Raw genomic sequence first — 21,214 nt, forward strand, 5'->3', positions numbered from 1 at the left:
GCCTTTATTATAAGGGTTTTTCAAAATGCTCGAGTCAGTACTTCTGCCACCACAGCCCACCCTATTTCTGCCATTGAAAAACGTGAAGCCAAAAGAAAAGCCGCCCCTGAGGGCGGCTTTTTAAGCAATATTGGTCTTTGGAATTTAGATCAGACAGCGATATCGGCTTTCCTGTAGAAAAAGCGTCCCAGACTGTGATCGGCAATAATCGGTTTCAGCCCTCGTCCATCCAACTTCATCTTCATCACCTTGGGTGAAAAAGTATGCATCTCGGCATAGTCTTTGAGTGAAACATGCGCGCGCAGAAAGGCCAGAAGCTCATCTACCATGAAGACTGAAATCTGTACGCCTTTTGAGTTCTTTTTAATGAAATGCTCTGTAAGGTAAGGCTTGCCATCCGGATCTAAAAGTTTGGCCAAGCTACGCAAATTGTATGTATTCATACCGAGAATACGGGCCGCCTCATTGGCGCTTACTTGGCCGGTCGGCAACTTTTCAGAAAGAACCTCGCAGACTTCATTCGGGTCCATAAGAATACCCTTAAACTTCAGGTCAACGTCAACGATTTCCAGCTTGGAAAACGCCCCTGCAAGAATACCATTCACGATGTCGAGCACGGGCCACCGAGCAATCTCAGCGGTTGAAACAATATCGAAAAGTCCGTCCGTCGCGCACTCGACCTTTGTTGCCTGCCCCACAATACGGTCAAGGAACTGATCAAGGTCCTCTTTTGCCACATGCTTGAGGACCCCAGTTGCCCCTGCCAATCCCTTTCCAATCCGCGGGATTACGCCGGACCGGACGAGTTGCTGAGCTTGAACACGGTTGCAGTTCAGGTAATCAGGAATCCGTAAGGTTGGGAGCGCATTTTGCATCTTTAGAACCAGTTCTTCTCCAGCTTTGGCATCGAAGGTCAAATGGGCAAGTGAACGATCCGGGTCGCCCTGCACCAGACCTGAATACACAGCCGCTCGATTGATCGTCTTCGGATGCATCCCTGTTTTTTGGGAAAGGCTATAAACAGAGTGGATCGCTTGCTGTTCTACCGGTGACCCAAGTAAATTCATTCCGATTTCCAGAACGAAATTTTCCACAATAAATTCACGAACAACTCCACGGATCGGACCAAACTCTTTCCCGTTTGTGTTGAACTGGAGCCATTGGTAGAGACGACCAAATACTTTCTGTGGACCTCCATGGTGGTCGCGCTCAATGAAACGATCAAACGCCAACCGAAGACCTTCCCGGATCCCCTCCTCACCCCGTGAAGCAAAACCAAACCCTACATCGCCAGCTTCATTCCACTCCGCCTGGCTGATTTTCTTGAGATTACAGTGCGCGCCGGCAGTTAGAATTACACCCAGCATTTCACAGGCACGAGACGCCTGATCAATCTGCTGGGTATCAAGCCACGGTGAGCCCGACACACCTTCTAAACGTTGCTGAATGTATGACTGAAGCTCAGAGGTTTTTTGCTTATCGGAATTTGCGACCATATCTCTCAACTCATTGTCGTTTGGTGCAACGTCAGACATGAGCTGAAATTTCTTTGAGTAAGTCAGGTTCTTAAATCGTCGTAAGAGGATACCATGGTTCGGACATGTCCGAGATGGTTCGATCAACCAACCGATGCGGCCAACTCTCATACCGGCAGACGCACTGTCTACATGACCATCCTCCAGCAAACATGCTGGACAGAAGCTTGTTTGTTCCAGATTGGCAAACTCAGAATGGACGGTTTCGCCACAGATCGTGCGCACCCGGCCACCCTGACGCAGGAACGTCATTCGTTTGAGCACCGCTTCACCCTGCCCGGTAAGTAAAGAGATGCGCTCAATGACCTCTTCCGATGGGAACATCACATCCTGACGTGACAGCTCAAACATGCTGAGGAATGAATAGACGTCACTATCGCAGTGAAATTTTGCGATACGGGCCATGTATGAAGTCAGGCTTTCGCCGGCAATTACGGGAAGCAATGGAAGGAGTGCCATAGTTATGCTACCTTCTTTTTGCGTGACTTGTTCTTATTGATCGCTTTGTCTCGCTCTTTCAGGAAAATATCGCCGTCCTCGTCCTCAAGCTCAATTCCCATCCAGTTTTCAGCGGCAAACACATTTTCTTTGATTTCGCAGCCTTCTTGCTGCCCCCAAGCCAATTCAAAGTGCTCGATGGTCAGCGTTTCTACATCATCCATCAGCGCGCATTCAATCGCATGAATCGTGGTTTCAATACAGCGTCCGAACCGGTAGCGGCTCGCATAAATAAGACGGTTGATTTGGTCATCTTGCAGGGAGACCTCCAAATCAGCCCGTTCTGCGCACTTGGTGACGAGCCCTACCAATCGCTTATTATCGGTCCCGAAAGCCAGTGGCCGTGGACGGATTTTGTTGAAGCGACGGTTCACCTGAGGATCAATCTGAGTGATGCGCGACAATCGTTCAGTACCGCTCAACAGAAGCACGACCGGATGCTCTCCTTGCATGAGAGACTTCAGCATTTTAAACATGTTGTCCGTTTCTGAAGACAATGTGCCACGGAACATATCGTGGGCTTCATCGAGCCATACGAGGGTTGTTCCGGTAACCTGCAAGCGGTGCCGAACCAAGCCCCAAATATCATAGACTTTCGCCCGATCAGAGACTTTGTCGCCGCCCAATTTTAGGAGCATGCTCACACCAAGGCTTCGGAGCGTGGCTGGACTTTCTACCTTCACATCAAGATAGCGTGGCTTGTCGGTTTCGGGATTGCACACCAATGGCTCGAAATTTGATAGAACTTCGGCAATGGCAGTACTTTTGCCGCCACCGGATCCCTCAATAAATGTGATGCCATGTGTCTCGGTGCCCGCTGTAAACCGCACGGGCTCATGGGTCAGCTTGCCGTTCGTTACCTTAAACAACCGAGAAAGCTGAGCTGTCAGATTGCGGTCACGCTCCGTTACAAAGTGCATATCACGGATGGACTGAATTTTGCCTGCGATCTCGATGATGGATTTCGTCATGGTGGTTCTCCTGAGAAAATGTGTTGGTTAGATTCGAGATCAGCCCCGAACATCCCAATCGTCATCGTCGGCTACGTTTTTCTGTGCGGCCTCAACTGCATCGCGAGTTGCAGATGGTTTTTCTGGCATCACAGGAATGATTGAGCGGCCGAAACCATTTCCTGGATTGGTGGTTTTATCGCGCGTGGGGACCACATCGAAGTTTACGGTCGCTTCTTTCTCGACGGCTTTGAAGCGTGCCTCTGTCCACTCATGATCCATCACTTTGTAGGCACTCTGCCGTTCGGCGTTCAGATCTTTGATGTCAGTGATCGCACGGTAAATCACCTCTTCTTCCCACTCTTTTCGCTTTTCATCTTTCGTCCGCAGCGCACGGCGGGCAGCGTTCCAAGTTGTGGCATCGACATTCTTGAAAGCATCCGAAATTGATGGAACTTCAAACCACTGACCGTCCAACATTACCTCGATGGCACCGATGTTTTCATCGTTCCAACGCACCTGAACTTTCCGGCTACCGTGCTTGAGATACCACTCCGCCAACTGACCAGAATGGTACTGAACATTAAGAACCCGAATACCATCTGGTTGGACCATACGTTCAAGCGGGAGGCCAAACGCCAGGCGTTTGTGACGCGCGCTTGGGGCCGCATTGAGTGGATAGTTGCCATCGGCGAGATCTTTCTCCCACTGTTCAAGCGGTGTACGGCCCCACAAGCCCTCGTGCGGCGTGTTGTGATAGATATCTACAACCCACCGAACCAAAGCAAAGGCGAGGTCATCGATGGTTAGACAGGCACGTTTTTCCGCTGGGTGATTTGCGCGATCAAGGACGTTACTGAAAGTCCGGCCAGACAGGCGCGGCAGCAAAGACTGATCCAGTGTTCTGAAAGAGCGCTCGATATGACCACGCATTGAGGGCTGACCGGCAATTGTTTGCGTTTTTGCAATTCCGAGATCTGCACACGTCGAAGAAAACAGAATGGACTTGAAGGCGCTCCCATTATCAACGGCGAGGTTTTCCGGCTTACTAAACATAGCCCACGGCGTAAGTGCCCCGACAGCATCTGCAAACTGCCCCTTGTCGCTGACCACCATCCGGAGGCATTTGATTGCACTGCTGGTTTTGGGGTCCGCAGTAAGAGTCATTCCGACGATGCAACGGGTCCGGCAGTCAATTGCCGCAACCAACCACCATCGTTTCTGCTTATCGAGCAAATCCATCGCTTCAAGTTCCTCATCTGAAAAAAGCGCAAGCATTCCACTATTGGCCATGATCGTAAGTAAATCGATTTTCTTCTCATCCATTTCAACTCGCTGAAACGGGCGCAGGACTTCAAGACCTCCCTTTACGGCCCGCATCTTCTTGAGGGCTTCTTCCTGGCCAAAACGCGCCACCAAAACACGAAACTTGCCAAGTCGGGAGATGTACTCGCTGACGGCTTTGCGGCCTGGCGTTCGGAGCAGTACCCGACCATCCGCTTTGCGAAGCACATTCGCTTCTTTAAATGCGTATTTTACATCTGCGGTGACCGTCGTCTGCCATTTCCTCTGCAGAGTGAGGTATTCCTTTTGGACAACCTGAGCCAACAACGTATTCTCTTCTACGCTATAGAAACTGTTGATGTTTCCCTGGTTGTTACTGTTGGAAATGAGGGCTTTTTTTCCTCCTTTCTTATACAGGCTGACCCAACCGCGTAGGGTTCTGGAGGAGACCTGCCCTGGGATACTGACCGTACTTTTGGATTTTGGCTTACGGCCCTTACCTTCTTTCCAAAGCCGCATATTTTCTGAGAACAGGGGATCGGGTAATGTTTCCGCAAGATACTCTTCCGCATTCTGACGAATTTCACCCATTGAAGCTGTGATGGCCTCATCTGTTCCTTTGACAGTTTTGGACGCTTTTAATTCAAGGAAACTTCGAACAAGAGCATGACGGCTTTCACATTCCTTACCCTGCGCCTCGGGGAGACCGGCAATGAAAACATCTTCATTTAAATTGACAGAAAGAGGACGCAGGTGCTCAGGCAGTTGGCCAAACGGTGTCAACTCGATGTCCCCGGCCGCATTCATGCGATTCAGCGTACCGATGTCGTATGTTGCTTTTCTGTACGGATCATCGATGACAGAAAACGTTACTGTGCCGTTGGTCTGATAGGCGAATTGCCAATCCTCACCATGCAGTTTGTAGACATGATTAATGTCGAGACCGAAGTTCAAGTATTCATTTTGAAAGTCTTTTGCCATTAGATAATTCCTTCTGTTGGCTGGGTGCATTGCACCCAAATTTGGACAAGGGGATACTGATCCCGCGCACGAGATTTACGCGCGGGATGTTCATTTTGATTGTTGAGAAGATCAGGCTGCGGCTTGCATCTCATCACGTGAAACGACGGAGCTGACCTTCCGGACACCGAGACGTTGAGCTGGGATGAAGCCCCCGCCAGAGCCAGCAAGCGCAACGATCGTCATAGGGCCGATCACTTCATGCTGCAGCGTACGGAGGTAGCGCTTCCGCAGAAGCCGAATAAGGGCATGATATCCTCGAGCCTGTAGCTCGGTCTCGATCGTTAAATCACGTAGGCTTCTACCAGCACTGTCAGGTAGTCCTGCGACCACATTCATAGCGGCTTCATCAGCCTCAGGATCGACCGACCGAACTGCTGCAAAAATCTTGGCATTAGATAGGTCCGTGGGGTCCATATCGGCATCTGTGATCAGTCGAACGTCATCAGCAAAGCCGAGTTCTTCTACCCACCAGGCAACTTCCTGCATGTCGGCAATAAACTTGCCCGAAACCAGTCGAACTTCTGGTTTAACGGTACAAGCGATAACAGAACCGCAACCCAGTGTTGCTACCAAGTCGAAAACTCGCTCCGTCAGATTTTTCGGGTCCCAACCGTAATGGAAACGGACTTGCTCTTGCAGATTGACCACATCTGGCATGGAATTCAGCAAGTACTGCGAGTTTTGCTCTAATGCACTTTCACCCTGCATGCGGTACCCCGCACCGTCGCCGACGACCGAAATGGTCGTACAGTGACCTGCTGATGCTGCAGGTACGTCACGCTCAGCTTGCGACGGTCCGGGTAGAACAATCCCCAACGACATAGCGTCAGTGGTTGTGGGTAACATATTGATAGTCATAACTTCTCCGTTCTCGGAACATGGTCCGAGTTGAATATTTCGCTATGACCGAATGCGGAGTTGCGGACGCCCATATTTGGGTCTATTGTCAGCATTGAAATCGCGGCCGCAGTCGGTCGTAACCTTAGAGCGTCCCTTCGGGGGCGCCTTTTTTTCGTTTGATCCTTTTTGCTGTATGTTTCAGGACACCGATCTTTGATCGGTACCGTTTTGATTCCACAGCTTCGAAATCACTACAAGTGTTTGTTTTCAAACGCTTATTGAGAAATTTCCCCTTCGGGTTTTTCGCAATCCAAGAGCACAACATATAGGTCCCTCTCCCCAAAGACTGGCAAAGTATGGCGTTCGACAATGAAGATCAGTCAGAATAAATTTGGGCAAAGAAAAATCTTTCTGAACATTAGTGAAACTGTTTCTGATCCAATTGGGAGCGCGTTTTGCAAAGAAAACTCGCAAACTCGCGATAGTGATTCTGCATAATTCACCAAATTTCCAAAGCACTTTGAGCAATGAATCCTGAGGTAGTACCAGCAGTCTTTGCGCTAAAGACGAACCGTGTTTCTGAGTTCTCCGCCATTTATTCTGCATCACATCACCTCTCATTGGTCGTCAGCTTTTCGCTCACTGCGCCTTCTCTCTCAGACCGCATGTGTCGGCATGTTGTTCAACACCGTCTTGGTCTGGGGATATAAATGACCTGTCATCTCGCTCAGGACAACGAAATGCAGCATAAATCCACCAAGAGTTCAATTTTCGCATCAAACTCCTATCAGCCGCTGATAAATAGATATCTGCCGTGATATTTATTTGGGCGTTTACGATGTAACTCTTGGATAGTTTTGCGAATTTTGTCATATCGCAGGTGACCTCTTTCCCTCTCGGGTTGAAGGATCGGGTCAGCTCTATGGTGTCCTGTCTGCAATTCTGGAGTGTATATCTGTGAACGTAATCGGGATTATTCGTGAAGCAGACCTCCTCAACAGCATTGGTCTGGCACACATTTTTGGCTTGTCAGCGCGGATATTTGGCGCGCAGCCAAGTGCTGTTGACGATCTTGCGAACGGCGCACTTGAACCTCAAAGCGAAGCGTATTCAGATCGAAGTGGTACATCCTTGGATGTGGCAACACATATTGCTGGTTTATCCAGGGACACAGCATTCATCATCATCGAGCAACTTCTCGGTGAGATGTATGATGCTGAAGGTGCTGGTTGCTGGCTGACAGGTAATGCTGCCACGCAACTCAGCCACCTCATAGGGTCTCCCTTAATAAACGAAACTTATGAAATGCCCGACTGGGACGAGTCCGAAGGTGACCTTCTAGAACCGCCAGTCTTTGAAGATCGTTATGTTGTGAAATGGCCTCTGTCCGTACGCTTCTCTTATGCGGGATCCGTGCGCGTTTGCCTGCGATATGCAAGAAAAGTGCAGTCCTTCAACAAGAATTCAGAAGTTCGGTTCGCAGGATTTGCCGCAGACCGGCCTCTCATGCAATCCTTATCTGATCTGCTCAGGCTCGGTATTGTAGTTGAACGGGGGTTGCCGTGGGAACGGCATTGGCATGAACCTGCCGCGGCTGAAGTAATGATGCCACCCTCTCCAATTCAACTGAAAACAGACGATCCTCGGGTGGGCGAAGCAAATATGGGGCCGTCGTCGGTCTTCTTTTCCCGCGGCCGATTAGATCTCGAAGTGCTTGCGCTCCGCGATGCTGTAGAAAACGTCAGCTGTCGAACCATAATCTGCTTGTCAGATGGTACCTTGGAAAAACGCTCGAAAGACCCATCCGCAGCCCGTAGTTTAATTTGCCGCAGGGACCGTCTCAGCGCAGTTCTACATGCGCCAAAGGGTGTCTTATATGAGAATGCACCTGACGCGAAAAATGTAGTGGTTGTTCGAGGAACAGATCAATTTCCGACGCCCGTTCGGTTCGCCGATATAGGAGTCTATAATAACAATCGCTCAAAATCAGGTTCGGCCCCGAATTGGTCGACTATACCGCTATCCAAAGAGTCCAAGATTTCCTTACACAGATGGCGGGATGTTGAACGGGCTGAAATCGCCACAAATGAATATGTGTTGATCCCTCGGCGCTACCTTTTATATGCTCCGGGTCCGAGAAGAATTGGTCAGCATCGGCCAGACGTGGAAACAGCACGGCTCGACAGTCTGTTCAGAATCCACAGACCTTCCGTAGTAACCGATGACCCTCCGGAAACGGTGAATTTTAGGGAAGTCAGCCCTCAGGATATCAGCGAAGATGGAATGGTTCTTGCGGCATCACGAGGCCTGACAGTAAGTCATGCAAAATGGGAGAACTTAGAACAGCAAAAGCTGAGGTCTGGTGATCTTCTGTTCACGATCAAAGGACAAGTCGGCAAGGTAGGGATATTCCTGCCTGATATGTTCGACAAGCCGGAATGGGAGCCTTGGTCGGCATCACAGTCGCTCATGATTTTGCGACCGATATCAAGCGAGGTGAAAATCCATCCAGAAGTAATGTTCATGTATCTATCCGCGCGGGCGATCCGAACTTACTGGCAAGCAATAGCTGCAGGTAACCGAAGCAAGGCCATCTCCATCCGTGACTTGGAAAACCTACGGATCCCGTTGAGAACCGCCGATCTTCAGCAGGAGATACGCGAAATGTTTGGTAAGATTGTCAGAAATGCACGCCGTCGGTCTGCGCTGACTGCGAAAACTCAATCCCTGCGTGAACATGCATGGGCTCAATTCTCGCGGGACGAAGTGCAATAAGATATGATACCATCACCTTTCGAGGACGCGATTCACTGAATGTTTTCATGCCCATGAAAATTTGCTTTTGAATCGCGATATACGGCATTGAACATAACCTATTGGTTACGCGGGTATCCGACACTCTCGGGATTTGGGGTTTTCGGTCTGACGCTCAGCAGGTGAACCTTCAAAGAATTCGAGATCTTGAGGCAGTAATGGAAAGGGACTTTGATCGGGCCTGGGATCTGTCTTGGAGAAGACCATGACAAAATGCTGACTAAAATCTTCCGTACCCTAATAAATTCGTTCAAGTTTTTACGGCGATGCGATTTATATATTGGCGATACAACCTGCCATCCGAAATAGAATGGAAATCCCATGAGACGTCCGACATTCGAAGAATTACGCGAAGAAGCTGATGCATTCATCGGGCCTCCCCAGCCGCCAAAATTTCAATCCTCAAACACCGATTACGAACTGTCTGACGAAGCCCTTGCAAGCCTGCCAGATCTGGCGGGCCGCTTCAGTCAAAGACAAAGCTCAAAAGGGGCCAAGTAATCAAACGAACGCGCAACACCCGAATGAAAAGAAGGCCAACGTCAGGATAATCAACTTGAAAACCGCACGTTACCCTTTCTCCAACACCTGTTGACCTTGCACTTGAAACGAAGAGACGTAAAACTCGCCATACCGTAACAACCTAAAAGATATACAAAAAATGAATCTGATCGACTTCGCAAAGACCCTGCCAGCTGACTTCGACGAGCTCGAATTCGTAAACCACCTCAAGCAGTCTGTGAATCTAAGCCAGATAAAAAGTCTGTCCAAAGCCGAAGTGAACAATCTCTTCGACGCGGCACAGTTCTTGACTGACTACATTTTGCTGGTACGGGAACATCAGGGGCAAGAGGTAGAAGAGGATGGACATCCATACGTCATGTACCGTGGGCCCTACATCCAGAACGTTCTCACAAATCAGACCGATGGACCCAGTGATTTTGCTCAGCTTGACACGTTTGGCGTCGGTGGCGCGGACAAATATCTGGGATGAACCACCCTTTTCCACTTTAACATCCGAAACAAAACTCAGGTGGGCAACAGTATTGGTATCGACCTGTAACCCCCAACACTGAACAAAAACGCACATAATCTCTTAAATCGCCCCGGTTCCTTGTCCAAAAAATCGGGGCGTAACTCACTGTAGAATCAAGTGCGGCGATCAATTTTGAGATGGCGGTACGGGAGGTAAATATTGTGAGTAACGCTGCCGTTGATGCCTTGATCATAGCGATGAAGACTGAATGCTTCGCCACCGGCCTTGTTTAGCGAAGCATCAAACGGAAGGAGACGCGCCCCCAAGTTGAAACACTTTTTCTGAAAACGTTGCTCTGGACCGATGCGGCAGTGGATCAGCCATTGGTTCCGCTTCTTTTTCTCGGCCAGATACTGAGAAAAACCGCGTGATCTCATGATATCTGATCCGCGTGTCTTCCAGTGTTTGATAGTATCGGAAAAGCTCTTTCAGTGGTGCGGAAAAATCCTTGTGTGCTGCCAGCACGGCAACAAGCGCCCCGAGGCTGATACGCCCCTCGATTACAAAATAGCCCCCCAGCGAATAGAACAGGAAGGGCGTGAGCGCGGTCAGAAAATTGTTCAGCGCCTTGATGAAAAACTTCAAAATATAGATACGTCTCCGAACCTCTTCCAGCTCTCGAAAGCTGGTGAGTGTTGGCGCAAATCGTGACGAACTACTCGCGTCTCGAAGTTGATCGCTGAGGTGTCTGCCCAGATACCGAACCTCCTTTATCCTCGTTCGGGAATATCCGTTCACACGGCGTTGCAGCTTTGGTAACAGGATCAACTGGATAGGCAAAACGGTCAATGCGGCAGCACCCAGCACGGGATCCTGCATAAACATGAACAGTAATATCGTAGCCAGTGTGCCTCCTTGAAGAACCGGTAGCGTCAGCACATCTGCCGCAAATCCGCCGATGGGCTCTACCTCTTGAGCGAGAATAGGGACAATTTCGCTCTGGTCGCCCGCATTCGGGTCGCGGCGCCATTGCCGATACACCAGTAAACGAAACCTGCGCAAAAACCGCTCTGCAACATATCCTTTGAAGACATTCAAAACATACTTGTTCAGACCGCTCGCACTTATCGCCAGCAGGTAAAGACCCGACAACGTCATCAACAGGGTCACCTGTTCGAATTCATACCCCAAGAATGTGATCGGGAATCGGTCTGCCTCCAATGCGCTGTTTACGATCTGTTTCGGAAGCTCCAGCGTGAGATACAGGATCGGCATTGCGATAAGGCTGAGGATGATCATCAATACTTGCTGCTTGCGAGAGTATTTCAGAACAGTTTTGAAAAGGCTGGGATCAAGACCCCTTACGGTGGAAGCTTGTGGTTCTTGAGGTGGTTGCCGCCGCGACCGTTCAATGAACCTACGTATCACGAAAGAAAGCAAGACAGCCAATAGCAGTGCAGGTGCCAGAACGAAAATCAGATGGATGATCGGGTGAATCCAGTCCGGCACTGTATCGTCGTATGGATAGCCGAAAAACAGCACCAGATCATGAACAATGACGTAATATTTATCCCAGAACCCTATCACCTCTGAATGCCTCATTGCTTTGGCGCGAGGTGGTCATGCACCATAATGACGCCAAACATCCCCGCCTCGCGGTGCCCCGGGACCAAGCAGACGAACTCGAGGTTGGTTTTGCTCGAAAAATTCCAGTCCAGCGTTTTGCTCGATCCGCTTGGGATCGATACCGCGTTTGGGTCTTCATGCTTCATCTCAGGGTGCTCAAGCATCCATTGCTGATGCTTTTTAATCTCTTCAAAAGATCCCAGGAAAAACTCATGGTCCAGATCACCAAAATTGTTGATCACAAACCGAACGGCCGATCCCTCTTTGATGTGAATCGCGTCAGGGTCGAAAAGCATGTACCCGCTTTGCGTTTCCTCGATATTGATCTCGATTGTGTGGGTGATCTCTTTTCCCGATGCCGGCTGCCCGATGGGAACATGCCCGGGGTGGTCGTATGCGCGGGCATGAGGCTCCTCGCCTACTCCAGTGCTTGCCTGCGCGCTCACCGCGGCAATATTCAAGCTGCTCAGGATGAGTAGCGTCCTAAAGAAAATCTTCATTTCATGCTCCATTTGACCAGTGTTTTTTTGGGGGGGGGCGCGTTGACACAAACATGGGGTCGTTTGATCGGATGGTAGGAGGCGATGAAAAACATCGCCTCCTGACCCTATTACTTAAGTTGTGTAACGGTCAGCTTGCCTTTGACCGGCTCGGCGACGAATTCGATTTCCTGCCCTTCAGACAACTTGGAAATGATCGCCTCATCGGCGCGAAACACCATCTTCATCCCAGGCATATCGAGGTTCAGCAGAGGACCGTGGTCAATCGTGACCTTGCCACCTTTTGCGTCCACCTTTGTCACTTTGCCTTTGGTGTACTCCACCTCAGCCTGTGCAACCTGCACATCTGCTGCCGCCATCTTCATGCTTGCCTTCATTGCGTGTTCGCCAACAGCAACCGCGCGATACATACCGGACTCGTAGTGACCCGGAATGAGGCACGCAGCCTCGAATGCACCGTCATTTGCAAAGGTCCAGATCACCTCACCAGAGGCTCCCGCATCAAGAGTGATGCGGTTTGGATCATCATGCTCCATCATCATCTTGGCCATCTCGATTTTGTGCTCGGCGTTGCGCTCCATCGTGTCCAACACGAACTCATGCTCCAGTTCGCCTTTGTTCTCGATGACAAACCGGATCGTTTCACCTGTTTTGAAGGTCATCTCGTCACCCTCAAGGAGCATTTTGCCATCGTCCGTTTCAACCATGGTCACGTTGATTGTCCGGTCCACCTTTGCGGCGTCACCTGGCATCCCGATCATCATCATTTCAGCGTGAGCATCACCGTGTCCCGCACCATGGTTACCGTGGCCTTCGGCCTCTTCAGTCTTTACCTTATCATGTTCACCATCGTGGCCGCCCGCAGCGTATGCAGGTGCGACAAGGGTGAAAGCGAGTGCTGTCGTCAAAAGTAGGTTTTTCATCAGTTTATCCTGTAGGTTTGATTGTAAGGTCGATTGAACGGCTGTTTCAGCCCTTTTGCGTTGGTCTGGGTGTGAGAATGGTTTTCGGACTGTCATTGGAGGCAAACTCCGGCAACTCGCCAGTCCACTCATACGCCTGCTCACCGGGAGGATTGTCGTACCAGCCCGGATCTTCGTAATCGTCTGCCTCAATGCCTTCGCGGACTTTCACGACAGAGAACATGCCGCCCATTTCGATGGGTCCGTGGGGCCCCCATCCGTTCATCATGGGGATGGTGTTGTCCGGCAATTCCATCGTCATCTTGCCCATGTCGCCCATCCCGGCGGTGCCCATCGGCATATAGTCCGGCTGGAACGAGCGGATTTTCTTGGTCAACTGCTCTTTGTTGACGCCGATGAACGTTGGTACATCGTGGCCCATGGCATTCATGGTGTGATGCGATTTGTGACAGTGGATGGCCCAGTCGCCCAAGTGATCGGCGGTGAACTCATACGCCCGCATCGCACCCACGGGGATATCGATGCTGACTTCAGGCCATTGCGCAGATTCCGGCACCCAACCGCCATCCGTACAGGTCACTTTGAAGTCATAGCCGTGCATGTGGATGGGATGGTTTGTCATGGTGAGGTTGCCCACGCGCACGCGCACCTTGTCGCCGCGGTTGACCACCAGCGGATCGATGTCAGGGAAAATCCGGCTGTTCCACGTCCACAGGTTGAAGTCCGCCATTGTCATGATCTTTGGGACGTAAGTGCCAGGATCAATGTCAAACGCGTTCAGCATGATCAGGAAATCGCGGTCTACCGGCATGAATGTCGGATCTTTGGGGTGAACCACGAACATACCCATCATTCCCATCGCCATCTGCACCATCTCGTCCGCGTGCGGGTGGTACATGAACGTACCCGATTTAATCAGATCGAATTCATAGACAAAGGTTTTGCCCGGTTTGATCCCTGGATGGCTGAGACCTACGACACCGTCCATGCCCGAGGGCAAGATGAGGCCGTGCCAATGAACGCTCGTATTCTCGGGCAGTTTGTTGGTAACGTAGATGCGCACCCTGTCACCCTCGACCGCCTCGATGGTCGGTCCGGTGGACTGGCCGTTGTACCCCCAAAGATGGGCGATCATGCCGTCAGCCAGTTCGCGCTCTACCGGTTCTGCAACGAGGTGAAATTCCTTCACGCCGTTGTTCATGCGGTGCGGCAACGTCCAGCCGTTGAGCGTAACCACAGGATTGTAATCCACACCCGACGAGGGGCGCGGCGTCACCTGCGTGGCCGCCGTGTCCATCTGTGCGGCCTCAGGCAAACCCATGTTCAGGGTTTTGCCCCATGCTTGAGAAGAGACAAGCGTTGCACCAGCAGCACCTGCTCCGAGTAATTGACGTCTATTCAACATATCATATTTCCTTTCAGTGTCCTGCGCCGCCACCAGCGGCAAGTGTTGCACCTTCTCCACCGGCACCACCGCTGCCTGCGCCACCGCCGTAGATGGCAGCGGTCAGGTCGGCCTGAGCCATGAAGAATTCGCGTTTCGCATTTGCCGCTTCCAACGACGCGCCAAGCATTTCGCGCACGTCCGTCAGCAGCTCGAATGTGTTGGTAATCATCCCATTGTAAGATAGGAGGCCTTCGTCCTCGACGGTCTTGCGCAGCGGCACCAGAACATCGCGGTAATGGCGCGCGATCTTGTAGGAGGAGTGATAGGATCTCTCGGCAACGCGCGCCTCCGAGCGCACATTGACCGCGCGCTCCGCAAGAACGTTTGCAGCCTGCTGATACATCAGTTCCGCCTTTCGCATCCGCGCCTTGCCCGTGTCATAGATCGGGATCGCAAACTCCAACTCGACCTGCGGAGTCACTTCAGTTTCGATGTCACCGTCTTCGGCTTCACGCTCCAGCTCAGCGCCTGCAATGATCTCAAGATCCGTGACCAGCCGCGTCTGATCCGTCAGACCAAACGCCGCAGCCTGCGCTTCGAGGCCCAGCTTTGCCACACGAAGGTCGACACGGTTTCGCAGCGCCTTCGCTTCGATGTTTCGAACCTGACCAACCGACTTTGGCAGCGATGGCAGCGCATCGGGAACGTAATAGTCGACCTGCGTACCCCAGAGGCCCATCAATTTTGTGAGATCTTCTTTCGCGCGGTCCGCATTCAGTCGTGCCTGTGCCAGCTGGCCTGCGAGTTCGGCGTTAAAGGCCTGTTCGCGTGCCTGTCCGGCCTTGTTCAGCGCACCGGTTTCTCCCAGCTTGCGGGCAAGCTCTGAACCGGCGTCAGACGTCGCCTTTGCACGTTTGAGATAGCTGGCAGCCTCGAACGCAGCGACGGCGTTGATCCACGCCTGTCGTGTTTGATTGGCGAGCGTCATCGTATCGTTGACCGCCTCAAGCTGCGCTGCGCGGAAGTTCACGTCAGCCAGTGCCCTGCGCTGCTTACGGGTCTGGGCGTCCAGGATATTGACCGCGATGATGCTTTCGATGGCGCGGTACAATCCCAGCTCCGCTGCCCCAATGCCAAGGATGCCGACCGAGACGACGGGGTTTTCCGGGATCGACTCCTGCCACGCCTCAGCGGCCGAAAGGCCGACGTTTGCATAGGATGCTTGCAAGCCCTTGTTGTTCAGCAACGCAATTTGAACTGCCGTTTCCGCAGATATCGTCTTGCGGTGGACCATTGCGTGTACCTGGCTTTTCAGGGCCTCGTTTTCCGCCTGGGTTTGCGCAAAAACGGTCCGTTTGCCGATTGCTGGCGTAATCTGGCTGGCAACGTTCGCAAACCCTGCTTTCTGCTCTGTGTAGGCACCGGGTATTGCGGTTGCACATGCGCCAAGGACCAAAGGAAATGCCACAATGGACGAGAGTCTGGACATGCGCATCAGTTGCCCTCCGACTGTTCTTCGTTGACGGTACGCCAGTCGCGCGGCCCTGTTGGGCCCCGGTAGGTGTAGCCCGCCAGCGGGTTCTGATACCCAATGGGTGAGGAGATTGCCGTGTTGGTAACCGACTGCTGGGCGGTCACGACCGGCAGGGGCGTGGGTGTGTATTTTAAGGGCGGCAAATCTTGGCTGCACGCGCCTAAGGCAAGAGCCGAAGCCCCCGTTGCGAATAAAGTTTTCATGATAGATACCTGATTGATAGACGTCGGGATCACGCAAATGGGCGTGTATGAGACGAAGGCTCAGTTACGAGCCTTGGATCAGATCAGGAATTGGGGAGGCCGAAGGAAACCCGATGCATCAATGGAGCGCGCCTGGGCATCCGGCATCAGAAGTCTGTCAGTCGGGACCTGCTCGCCGGCAGAGAGCACGCTATCGTTCAGAACCACAGAAATACAAATACCGCTGCAGCAGTTTCCCGCAGAAATTTCATCGTCAGTATTTGCCAACTCGGCGTCATGTTCAGTGCCTGACGTTTGATGGTCTTGTCCATGCATCGATATGTCGGAATCTGCGATCACGGGTTTAGAATGATGTCCACCGTGCACGCCTGACGCAGCATGTGCCGCTGATGGCGGGAACAGCACCAAGGAGATCGCAAGCGCGAGACACGCAGCAACTTTTACCCAAGAAATGATGGCGCTTTTCACGTTCATAGCGAACATTTGGCCAACCACAAGCTATCTGTCAATCCGTCCAGCGCTGGAAGGTTCTTCACTTTTATTTGTGATCAGCGGTTCCCGCTACCCCTCAGAGGGAAGACCCAAAAGCTCATGTGAAACACGGAACCTGCATCAAAGTTTGTCATATCGCAGTGACACTTGATAAATTGTCATGTTTTGCGATTAGATATTGAAACCTCAACTGCCCCAAGCGCAATCGGAGACTTACCTGCCAAGATGTTAAGCAGGAACGCGCCTGACGTTGTAATGAGCACGAAGCCCACAAATGCTTCAATCGCTGTGATAAACCTCAAGTGGTCCGTCGGAACAAGGTCCCCGCGACCAAGGGTCGTGAAATTTGCCATTGAAAAGTAAAAGTAATCAGCAAAACTCAACGACAACTGCTGCGCTCCTGCTGCAGTCAACGCTCCGATACCGAGCCAATGTTCAGCCACCCAAAAACTTCCAGCGAAGAGCACTGCCTCAAAGATGTGCGCTAACGTAATCAGGCCTGCGCCGAGCATAAAGCAGTGTACCGAGTGCTTCTCGGGCCTGATGATACGCGTTGTTTGAATGAATACGCTCAGATGGATTAAAAAGCACACGGCAATCATAATCGCAGAGATAAGAACCGCGATCAGCATTGAATACTTACAAGAATAGCGGCAACCGCCGCTATTCTTTCCGAAATCACAGTCGAAAACTCACACATAGAATACTTTGATTAGCATCCAGACGCCCATAGCAAGCATCATTACGTTCTCGGTCAGCGAAATAAAGCCAAGTGGCACGCTACTGTCGCCACCCACGCAGGCGCATTTCAATTCACGCTTGTCGACGTAGACCGCTTTTATGACCGATACCGCACCGATCAATCCGATGGTGATCGCTACAGGTGCGGAAAGCCACGTCAGCGCACCTGCAGTCATCAGGATACCGGCCAGCGCCTCTCCGAAGGGGTACACTTTGCCATATGGCACCCAGCGTTGTGCCAGAAGGTCATAGTTGAGAAACATCGTCGAAAAGCTCTCGATGTCTTGCAGCTTTTGCACAGCGAGAAAACACATCGATATCGAGATAAACCATTCAAACGCACGGAACGTAAATACCGTCTCAAAGCTGTACCAAGACAGACCAAGCGCCATCAGGAATGCCACAGAGAAGATCGCAATGACCGGCTGATATGTCGTATCCGACCGCTCCTCTTCAGGCTTGTCGAGATCAAAATGAACGCGCAACGCCTCATAACCGCCGATGCGGTCACCCCCAATGAATGTTTGCGGAGTTGTCTCTACGTCATGCTTTTCCATAAAAGCATCTGTTTCTTCTCGCGTTTCCAGCTTGTGGTCCTCAACGTCAAAGCCTTGACGCTCAAGCAAGTCCTTCGATTTCAGACCGTAGGGACACGTGTGTTCGTCCGTCACCATCCGGTAAAGCTTTGCTTTTGTCTTTGATTGATCAAGTGGCATTACAAATTTCCTTATTTACCGTCGATTTCAGGTGTAGCGGCTGGACCACCGTTCAGGTCGGCAATGAGCGCTTTCATCTCCGCGATCTCAAGTCGCTGCGCTTCGATAATGTCATCAGCCAGCTTTCTCACCCGCGGGTCGGAGATGTTCGCCCGTTCTGATGTTAATATTGCAATGGAGTGGTGCGGGATCATCGCACTCATCCATGAGGTATCATCAATGGTCGACTGGCTTCGGACCAGAAACAGAGCACCCGCAAACACGATCGCACTGCCTGCGAAAATTGCGATGTTCGCCGTGCGGTTTGTGTACATCCCCAGCATGAAGACCAGCATGATAATAGCCATCACCGCCCCCATGTAGATCGCCATGTAGGTGCGCGTTTCACTGAAAAAGACGTGATCCAGTGCATAGGTGTTGAGGTACATCAGTCCCAGCATGACGGTGGTTGATGTGAGTATCATTGCGAAAAAGCGCCAATATGACATATGTCTATTCTCCAAATGTTGTTGCTTCTGGCAGATCAACAGGCATCCAGCGCTGGAGTGTTCCTTACTTGATCGAAAAGTTTTCCAACTTTTCGATAATCGGGCAATCTGGGCGACCATCACCCGCGCATTCTCGAACCAGATGCGACAGCGTGTCACGAATAGCCGCAAGGTCTGCGATCTTGCTTTCAATCTGGGCCAGATGCTCTTTTGCAATTGCCCGAACATCCGCACTGGCCCGGTCTTTGTCGTCCCACAGTGCAAGCAGGTTGCGACAATCCTCAATAGTAAATCCCAGCGCCCGGGAGCGGCCCAAAAACGCCAACTTGTGCATGTCGCTCTCGCGAAAACTGCGGTAACCGTTTGTATCGCGCAGCGGTGTAATCAGGCCGATGTCCTCATAATACCGTATGGTTTTCGCAGGTAGGTTGGATTTCTTTGCAACTTCGCCGATGTTCATCATCGCTCTCCTATTCTGCTGCTGCGGGCACAAGGTTGCCAGTATCAGTGCGTGTTGTTTGCCCTTCCGCAGCAGCCGGTGCGATCCACCGCAGCCGCAGCGCATTGGACAGCACAAACACACTCGACAGCGCCATGGCCCCTGCGGCCAGCGCGGGCGAGAGCATCAGGCCCGACAGCGGATAGAACACCCCTGCCGCCACCGGAATCAGCAATGCATTATAGCCGAAGGCCCAGAACAGGTTCTGGCGGATGTTGCGCATGGTGCGTTTGCTTACATGCAGCGCGTTCACAACCCCGTTCAGATCACCGGACATCAGCACCACATCCGCCGCCTCGATGGCGACATCGGTGCCAGTGCCGATGGCCACCCCCACATCCGCATGTGCCAAGGCAGGTGCGTCGTTTATACCATCCCCGACGAATGCTACCTTGCGCCCGCCCGCTTGCAGCTGTTGCAGGGCAGCGACCTTGCCCTCCGGCAGCACCTCGGCAACGACCGTATCAATGCCCAACTGTGCTGCAATTGCTTCCGCCGTGGCCTGATTATCACCCGTTATCATCGCAACCTTAAGACCCAGCGCGTGCAGGGCTTCGATCGCCTGCGCCGTGCTGGGTTTGATGGGGTCAGATACTGCAATGATCGCGGCCAAACGCCCGTCAATTGCGGCATAGAGCGGGGTCTTGCCCGCCTGCCCCAGCGCTGTTCCCTGTTCTTGCACGGCATCCAGCGCGATACCCTCGCGCACCATAAGGCGGTCTGCACCGACAAGGATTTCATGTCCGTCAACTACGGCGCTGACACCGTAACCGGTCAACGACTGGAACGTGTCGACAACGCCGAGGGCCAGCCCCTCCTGTTCCGCACGCCGCACAATCGCAGCAGCGATAGGATGCTCGGACGTGGCCTCAACCGAGGCCACCAGCCGCAGCACATCACTCTCTTGGAGCCCCTCCATCACCTGCAGATCGGTCAACTCCGGACGCCCCTGTGTCAGTGTGCCGGTCTTATCAAACGCAACGGTTTCGATATCGCCAAGCGACTGCAAGGCATCGCCACGCCGGAACAAAACGCCGAGCTCCGCAGCACGACCCGTGCCCACCATGATCGACGTGGGCGTCGCCAGACCCATCGCACAGGGGCAAGCAATAATCAGGACAGCCACCGCCGCCACCACCGCAAGACCGAGGGCGGGAGACGGCCCCAGCACCAGCCATGCGAAAAAGGTCAGCGCCGCAACGCCCATTACCGCAGGCACAAACCAAAGCGTGATCCGGTTGACCAGATCCTGAATGGGCAGCTTGGCGCCCTGCGCCTCTTCCACCATGCGGATGATCTGAGCCAGCATTGTGTCTCCGCCCACTTTCGTGGCGCGGAATGTCAGCGCGCCAGTGCCGTTGACGGTGCCACCGACAACCTCCGTGCCTTCGGATTTCTCGGCGGGCACCGGCTCCCCGGTGATCATGCTCTCATCGACATAAGACGTGCCACGCACCACGATCCCGTCGAGGGCGATTTTCTCGCCCGGTCGCACCTGCACCAGATCACCAACCACGATTTTATCAACAGACAGCTCCACAAGCTCGCCGCTCCGCTCCACATGGGCAGTTTTGGCCTTGAGCCCGACAAGCCGCGCAATCGCCTGCCCCGTGCGCCCTTTGGCGCGGGCCTCGAGGAACCGGCCCAGCAGAATAAGGGTAACAATGACCGCCGCTGCCTCAAAGTAAACTGCGCGCGTGCCCTCTGGCAAAAGCATCGGCACAAACAAGGCGACAGTGGAAAACCCCCATGCCGCGGACGTGCCAAGAGCAACAAGAGAATTCATGTCAGGCGCACCTTTGAACAGCGCAGGAAACCCTTTGAGATAGAACTGCCGTCCGGGGATCGCGAGAACAAGGGTCGTCAGGACAAACTGGATCCCCCAATTCAGCCCCATGCCCATCGTGTCCATGATCCACATGTGCAGCGCAGGGATAAGGTGACTGCCCATCTCAAGGACGAACACAGGTAGGGTCAACGCTGCGGCCAGCAGTGTCATCGTCTTGAGATGTGCAGCCTCGGATGCCTTGCGGTCGCGGGTATCGTCCGTGTCGCCCTCATCCGTGATCAGCCGCGCCGGATAACCGGCAGCGCTCGCCACCTGTGAAATCTGCGCAGCAGAGACACCAAGTGCCTGAACTGTTGCGCGCTCCTGCGCCAGATTGACAGAAGCCTTCACAACACC

General features: G+C 52.5%; 19 protein-coding genes. 3 read left to right on the forward strand and 16 right to left on the reverse strand.

The window, feature by feature from the left end; all coding sequences use genetic code 11:
• Positions 1 to 149: 149 nt before the first annotated feature.
• The 4 genes from ABYT07_RS09135 to ABYT07_RS09150 all read right to left on the reverse strand — a co-directional run bounded on the left by ABYT07_RS09135 (position 150) and on the right by ABYT07_RS09150 (position 6,148).
• Positions 150 to 1,994 (reverse strand): TniQ family protein, encoded by a 1,845-nt coding sequence (locus tag ABYT07_RS09135; RefSeq protein WP_372991050.1) that lies wholly within the window; start codon positions 1,992 to 1,994, stop codon positions 150 to 152.
• Between the two features lie 2 nt (positions 1,995 to 1,996).
• On the reverse strand, positions 1,997 to 3,004 hold the full coding sequence (locus ABYT07_RS09140) for an ATP-binding protein (protein ID WP_372991051.1): 1,008 nt from the start codon (positions 3,002 to 3,004) through the stop codon (positions 1,997 to 1,999).
• A 39-nt stretch (positions 3,005 to 3,043) separates the two neighbouring features.
• Entirely contained in the window at positions 3,044 to 5,248 is a 2,205-nt protein-coding gene (locus ABYT07_RS09145) for a Mu transposase C-terminal domain-containing protein (RefSeq protein ID WP_372991052.1), read from the reverse strand.
• A gap of 111 nt (positions 5,249 to 5,359) precedes the next feature.
• Entirely contained in the window at positions 5,360 to 6,148 is a 789-nt protein-coding gene (locus ABYT07_RS09150; RefSeq protein ID WP_372991053.1) for a hypothetical protein, read from the reverse strand.
• A gap of 939 nt (positions 6,149 to 7,087) precedes the next feature.
• Between ABYT07_RS09150 and ABYT07_RS09155 the strand changes: the two genes are divergently transcribed.
• The 3 genes from ABYT07_RS09155 to ABYT07_RS09165 all read left to right on the forward strand — a co-directional run bounded on the left by ABYT07_RS09155 (position 7,088) and on the right by ABYT07_RS09165 (position 9,938).
• Positions 7,088 to 8,905 carry a hypothetical protein gene (locus ABYT07_RS09155; protein WP_372991055.1) on the forward strand — a complete coding sequence of 606 codons (1,818 nt, stop codon included), beginning with the start codon at positions 7,088 to 7,090 and terminating at the stop codon, positions 8,903 to 8,905.
• A 360-nt stretch (positions 8,906 to 9,265) separates the two neighbouring features.
• Positions 9,266 to 9,445, forward strand: coding sequence for a hypothetical protein (locus ABYT07_RS09160; protein ID WP_372991057.1), 180 nt, complete (start codon positions 9,266 to 9,268; stop codon positions 9,443 to 9,445).
• A 160-nt stretch (positions 9,446 to 9,605) separates the two neighbouring features.
• Positions 9,606 to 9,938: a hypothetical protein gene (locus tag ABYT07_RS09165; protein WP_372991059.1), complete on the forward strand. Its 333-nt coding sequence runs from the start codon at positions 9,606 to 9,608 to the stop codon at positions 9,936 to 9,938.
• 282 nt (positions 9,939 to 10,220) lie between these two features.
• Here ABYT07_RS09165 and ABYT07_RS09170 read toward each other — a convergent pair whose 3' ends face one another.
• The 12 genes from ABYT07_RS09170 to ABYT07_RS09225 form a co-directional block, all read right to left on the reverse strand.
• A complete protein-coding gene (locus ABYT07_RS09170) occupies positions 10,221 to 11,504 on the reverse strand; it encodes an ABC transporter ATP-binding protein (RefSeq protein WP_372991074.1) in 1,284 nt (427 codons plus the stop codon).
• Between the two features lie 14 nt (positions 11,505 to 11,518).
• Positions 11,519 to 12,046, reverse strand: a complete 528-nt coding sequence (locus ABYT07_RS09175; RefSeq protein ID WP_372991060.1) for a plastocyanin/azurin family copper-binding protein — start codon at positions 12,044 to 12,046, stop codon at positions 11,519 to 11,521.
• A 110-nt stretch (positions 12,047 to 12,156) separates the two neighbouring features.
• Positions 12,157 to 12,969, reverse strand: a complete 813-nt coding sequence (locus tag ABYT07_RS09180) for a copper-binding protein (RefSeq protein WP_372991062.1) — start codon at positions 12,967 to 12,969, stop codon at positions 12,157 to 12,159.
• Between the two features lie 46 nt (positions 12,970 to 13,015).
• Positions 13,016 to 14,374 (reverse strand): multicopper oxidase family protein, encoded by a 1,359-nt coding sequence (locus tag ABYT07_RS09185; protein WP_372991064.1) that lies wholly within the window; start codon positions 14,372 to 14,374, stop codon positions 13,016 to 13,018.
• Between the two features lie 13 nt (positions 14,375 to 14,387).
• On the reverse strand, positions 14,388 to 15,851 hold the full coding sequence (locus ABYT07_RS09190; protein ID WP_372991065.1) for a TolC family protein: 1,464 nt from the start codon (positions 15,849 to 15,851) through the stop codon (positions 14,388 to 14,390).
• Positions 15,851 to 16,093 (reverse strand): hypothetical protein, encoded by a 243-nt coding sequence (locus ABYT07_RS09195; protein ID WP_372991066.1) that lies wholly within the window; start codon positions 16,091 to 16,093, stop codon positions 15,851 to 15,853. The genes ABYT07_RS09190 and ABYT07_RS09195 overlap by 1 nt, the downstream gene beginning before the upstream one ends.
• 78 nt (positions 16,094 to 16,171) lie before the next feature.
• On the reverse strand, positions 16,172 to 16,576 hold the full coding sequence (locus ABYT07_RS09200; protein WP_372991067.1) for a hypothetical protein: 405 nt from the start codon (positions 16,574 to 16,576) through the stop codon (positions 16,172 to 16,174).
• A gap of 167 nt (positions 16,577 to 16,743) precedes the next feature.
• Positions 16,744 to 17,217, reverse strand: a complete 474-nt coding sequence (locus ABYT07_RS09205; RefSeq protein ID WP_372991068.1) for an ion channel — start codon at positions 17,215 to 17,217, stop codon at positions 16,744 to 16,746.
• 60 nt (positions 17,218 to 17,277) lie between these two features.
• Positions 17,278 to 18,042: a glutaredoxin family protein gene (locus ABYT07_RS09210; RefSeq protein ID WP_372991069.1), complete on the reverse strand. Its 765-nt coding sequence runs from the start codon at positions 18,040 to 18,042 to the stop codon at positions 17,278 to 17,280.
• A gap of 11 nt (positions 18,043 to 18,053) precedes the next feature.
• On the reverse strand, positions 18,054 to 18,530 hold the full coding sequence (locus tag ABYT07_RS09215) for a DUF305 domain-containing protein (protein WP_372991070.1): 477 nt from the start codon (positions 18,528 to 18,530) through the stop codon (positions 18,054 to 18,056).
• A 64-nt stretch (positions 18,531 to 18,594) separates the two neighbouring features.
• Positions 18,595 to 18,990 (reverse strand): Cu(I)-responsive transcriptional regulator, encoded by a 396-nt coding sequence (gene cueR / locus ABYT07_RS09220; protein ID WP_372991071.1) that lies wholly within the window; start codon positions 18,988 to 18,990, stop codon positions 18,595 to 18,597.
• A 10-nt stretch (positions 18,991 to 19,000) separates the two neighbouring features.
• Positions 19,001 to 21,214, reverse strand: a 2,214-nt coding sequence (locus tag ABYT07_RS09225; RefSeq protein WP_372991073.1) for a heavy metal translocating P-type ATPase, incomplete at its 5' end; no start/stop codon positions are given.

Source organism: Sulfitobacter sp. (assembly GCF_041552635.1).
Taxonomy (GTDB): domain Bacteria; phylum Pseudomonadota; class Alphaproteobacteria; order Rhodobacterales; family Rhodobacteraceae; genus Sulfitobacter.

What these genes read in the sequence shown, in the direction of transcription:
- ABYT07_RS09210 (WP_372991069.1), bottom strand. Translation starts at nt 18,042, where the DNA reads ATGCCACTTGATCAATCAAAGACAAAAGCAAAGCTTTACCGGATGGTG.
- ABYT07_RS09215 (WP_372991070.1), bottom strand. Translation starts at nt 18,530, where the DNA reads ATGTCATATTGGCGCTTTTTCGCAATGATACTCACATCAACCACCGTC.
- ABYT07_RS09145 (WP_372991052.1), bottom strand. Translation starts at nt 5,248, where the DNA reads ATGGCAAAAGACTTTCAAAATGAATACTTGAACTTCGGTCTCGACATT.
- ABYT07_RS09160 (WP_372991057.1), top strand. Translation starts at nt 9,266, where the DNA reads ATGAGACGTCCGACATTCGAAGAATTACGCGAAGAAGCTGATGCATTC.
- ABYT07_RS09190 (WP_372991065.1), bottom strand. Translation starts at nt 15,851, where the DNA reads ATGCGCATGTCCAGACTCTCGTCCATTGTGGCATTTCCTTTGGTCCTT.
- ABYT07_RS09180 (WP_372991062.1), bottom strand. Translation starts at nt 12,969, where the DNA reads ATGAAAAACCTACTTTTGACGACAGCACTCGCTTTCACCCTTGTCGCA.
- ABYT07_RS09200 (WP_372991067.1), bottom strand. Translation starts at nt 16,576, where the DNA reads ATGTTCGCTATGAACGTGAAAAGCGCCATCATTTCTTGGGTAAAAGTT.
- cueR (WP_372991071.1), bottom strand. Translation starts at nt 18,990, where the DNA reads ATGAACATCGGCGAAGTTGCAAAGAAATCCAACCTACCTGCGAAAACC.
- ABYT07_RS09150 (WP_372991053.1), bottom strand. Translation starts at nt 6,148, where the DNA reads ATGACTATCAATATGTTACCCACAACCACTGACGCTATGTCGTTGGGG.
- ABYT07_RS09135 (WP_372991050.1), bottom strand. Translation starts at nt 1,994, where the DNA reads ATGGCACTCCTTCCATTGCTTCCCGTAATTGCCGGCGAAAGCCTGACT.
- ABYT07_RS09140 (WP_372991051.1), bottom strand. Translation starts at nt 3,004, where the DNA reads ATGACGAAATCCATCATCGAGATCGCAGGCAAAATTCAGTCCATCCGT.
- ABYT07_RS09205 (WP_372991068.1), bottom strand. Translation starts at nt 17,217, where the DNA reads ATGCTGATCGCGGTTCTTATCTCTGCGATTATGATTGCCGTGTGCTTT.
- ABYT07_RS09175 (WP_372991060.1), bottom strand. Translation starts at nt 12,046, where the DNA reads ATGAAGATTTTCTTTAGGACGCTACTCATCCTGAGCAGCTTGAATATT.
- ABYT07_RS09185 (WP_372991064.1), bottom strand. Translation starts at nt 14,374, where the DNA reads ATGTTGAATAGACGTCAATTACTCGGAGCAGGTGCTGCTGGTGCAACG.
- ABYT07_RS09165 (WP_372991059.1), top strand. Translation starts at nt 9,606, where the DNA reads ATGAATCTGATCGACTTCGCAAAGACCCTGCCAGCTGACTTCGACGAG.
- ABYT07_RS09195 (WP_372991066.1), bottom strand. Translation starts at nt 16,093, where the DNA reads ATGAAAACTTTATTCGCAACGGGGGCTTCGGCTCTTGCCTTAGGCGCG.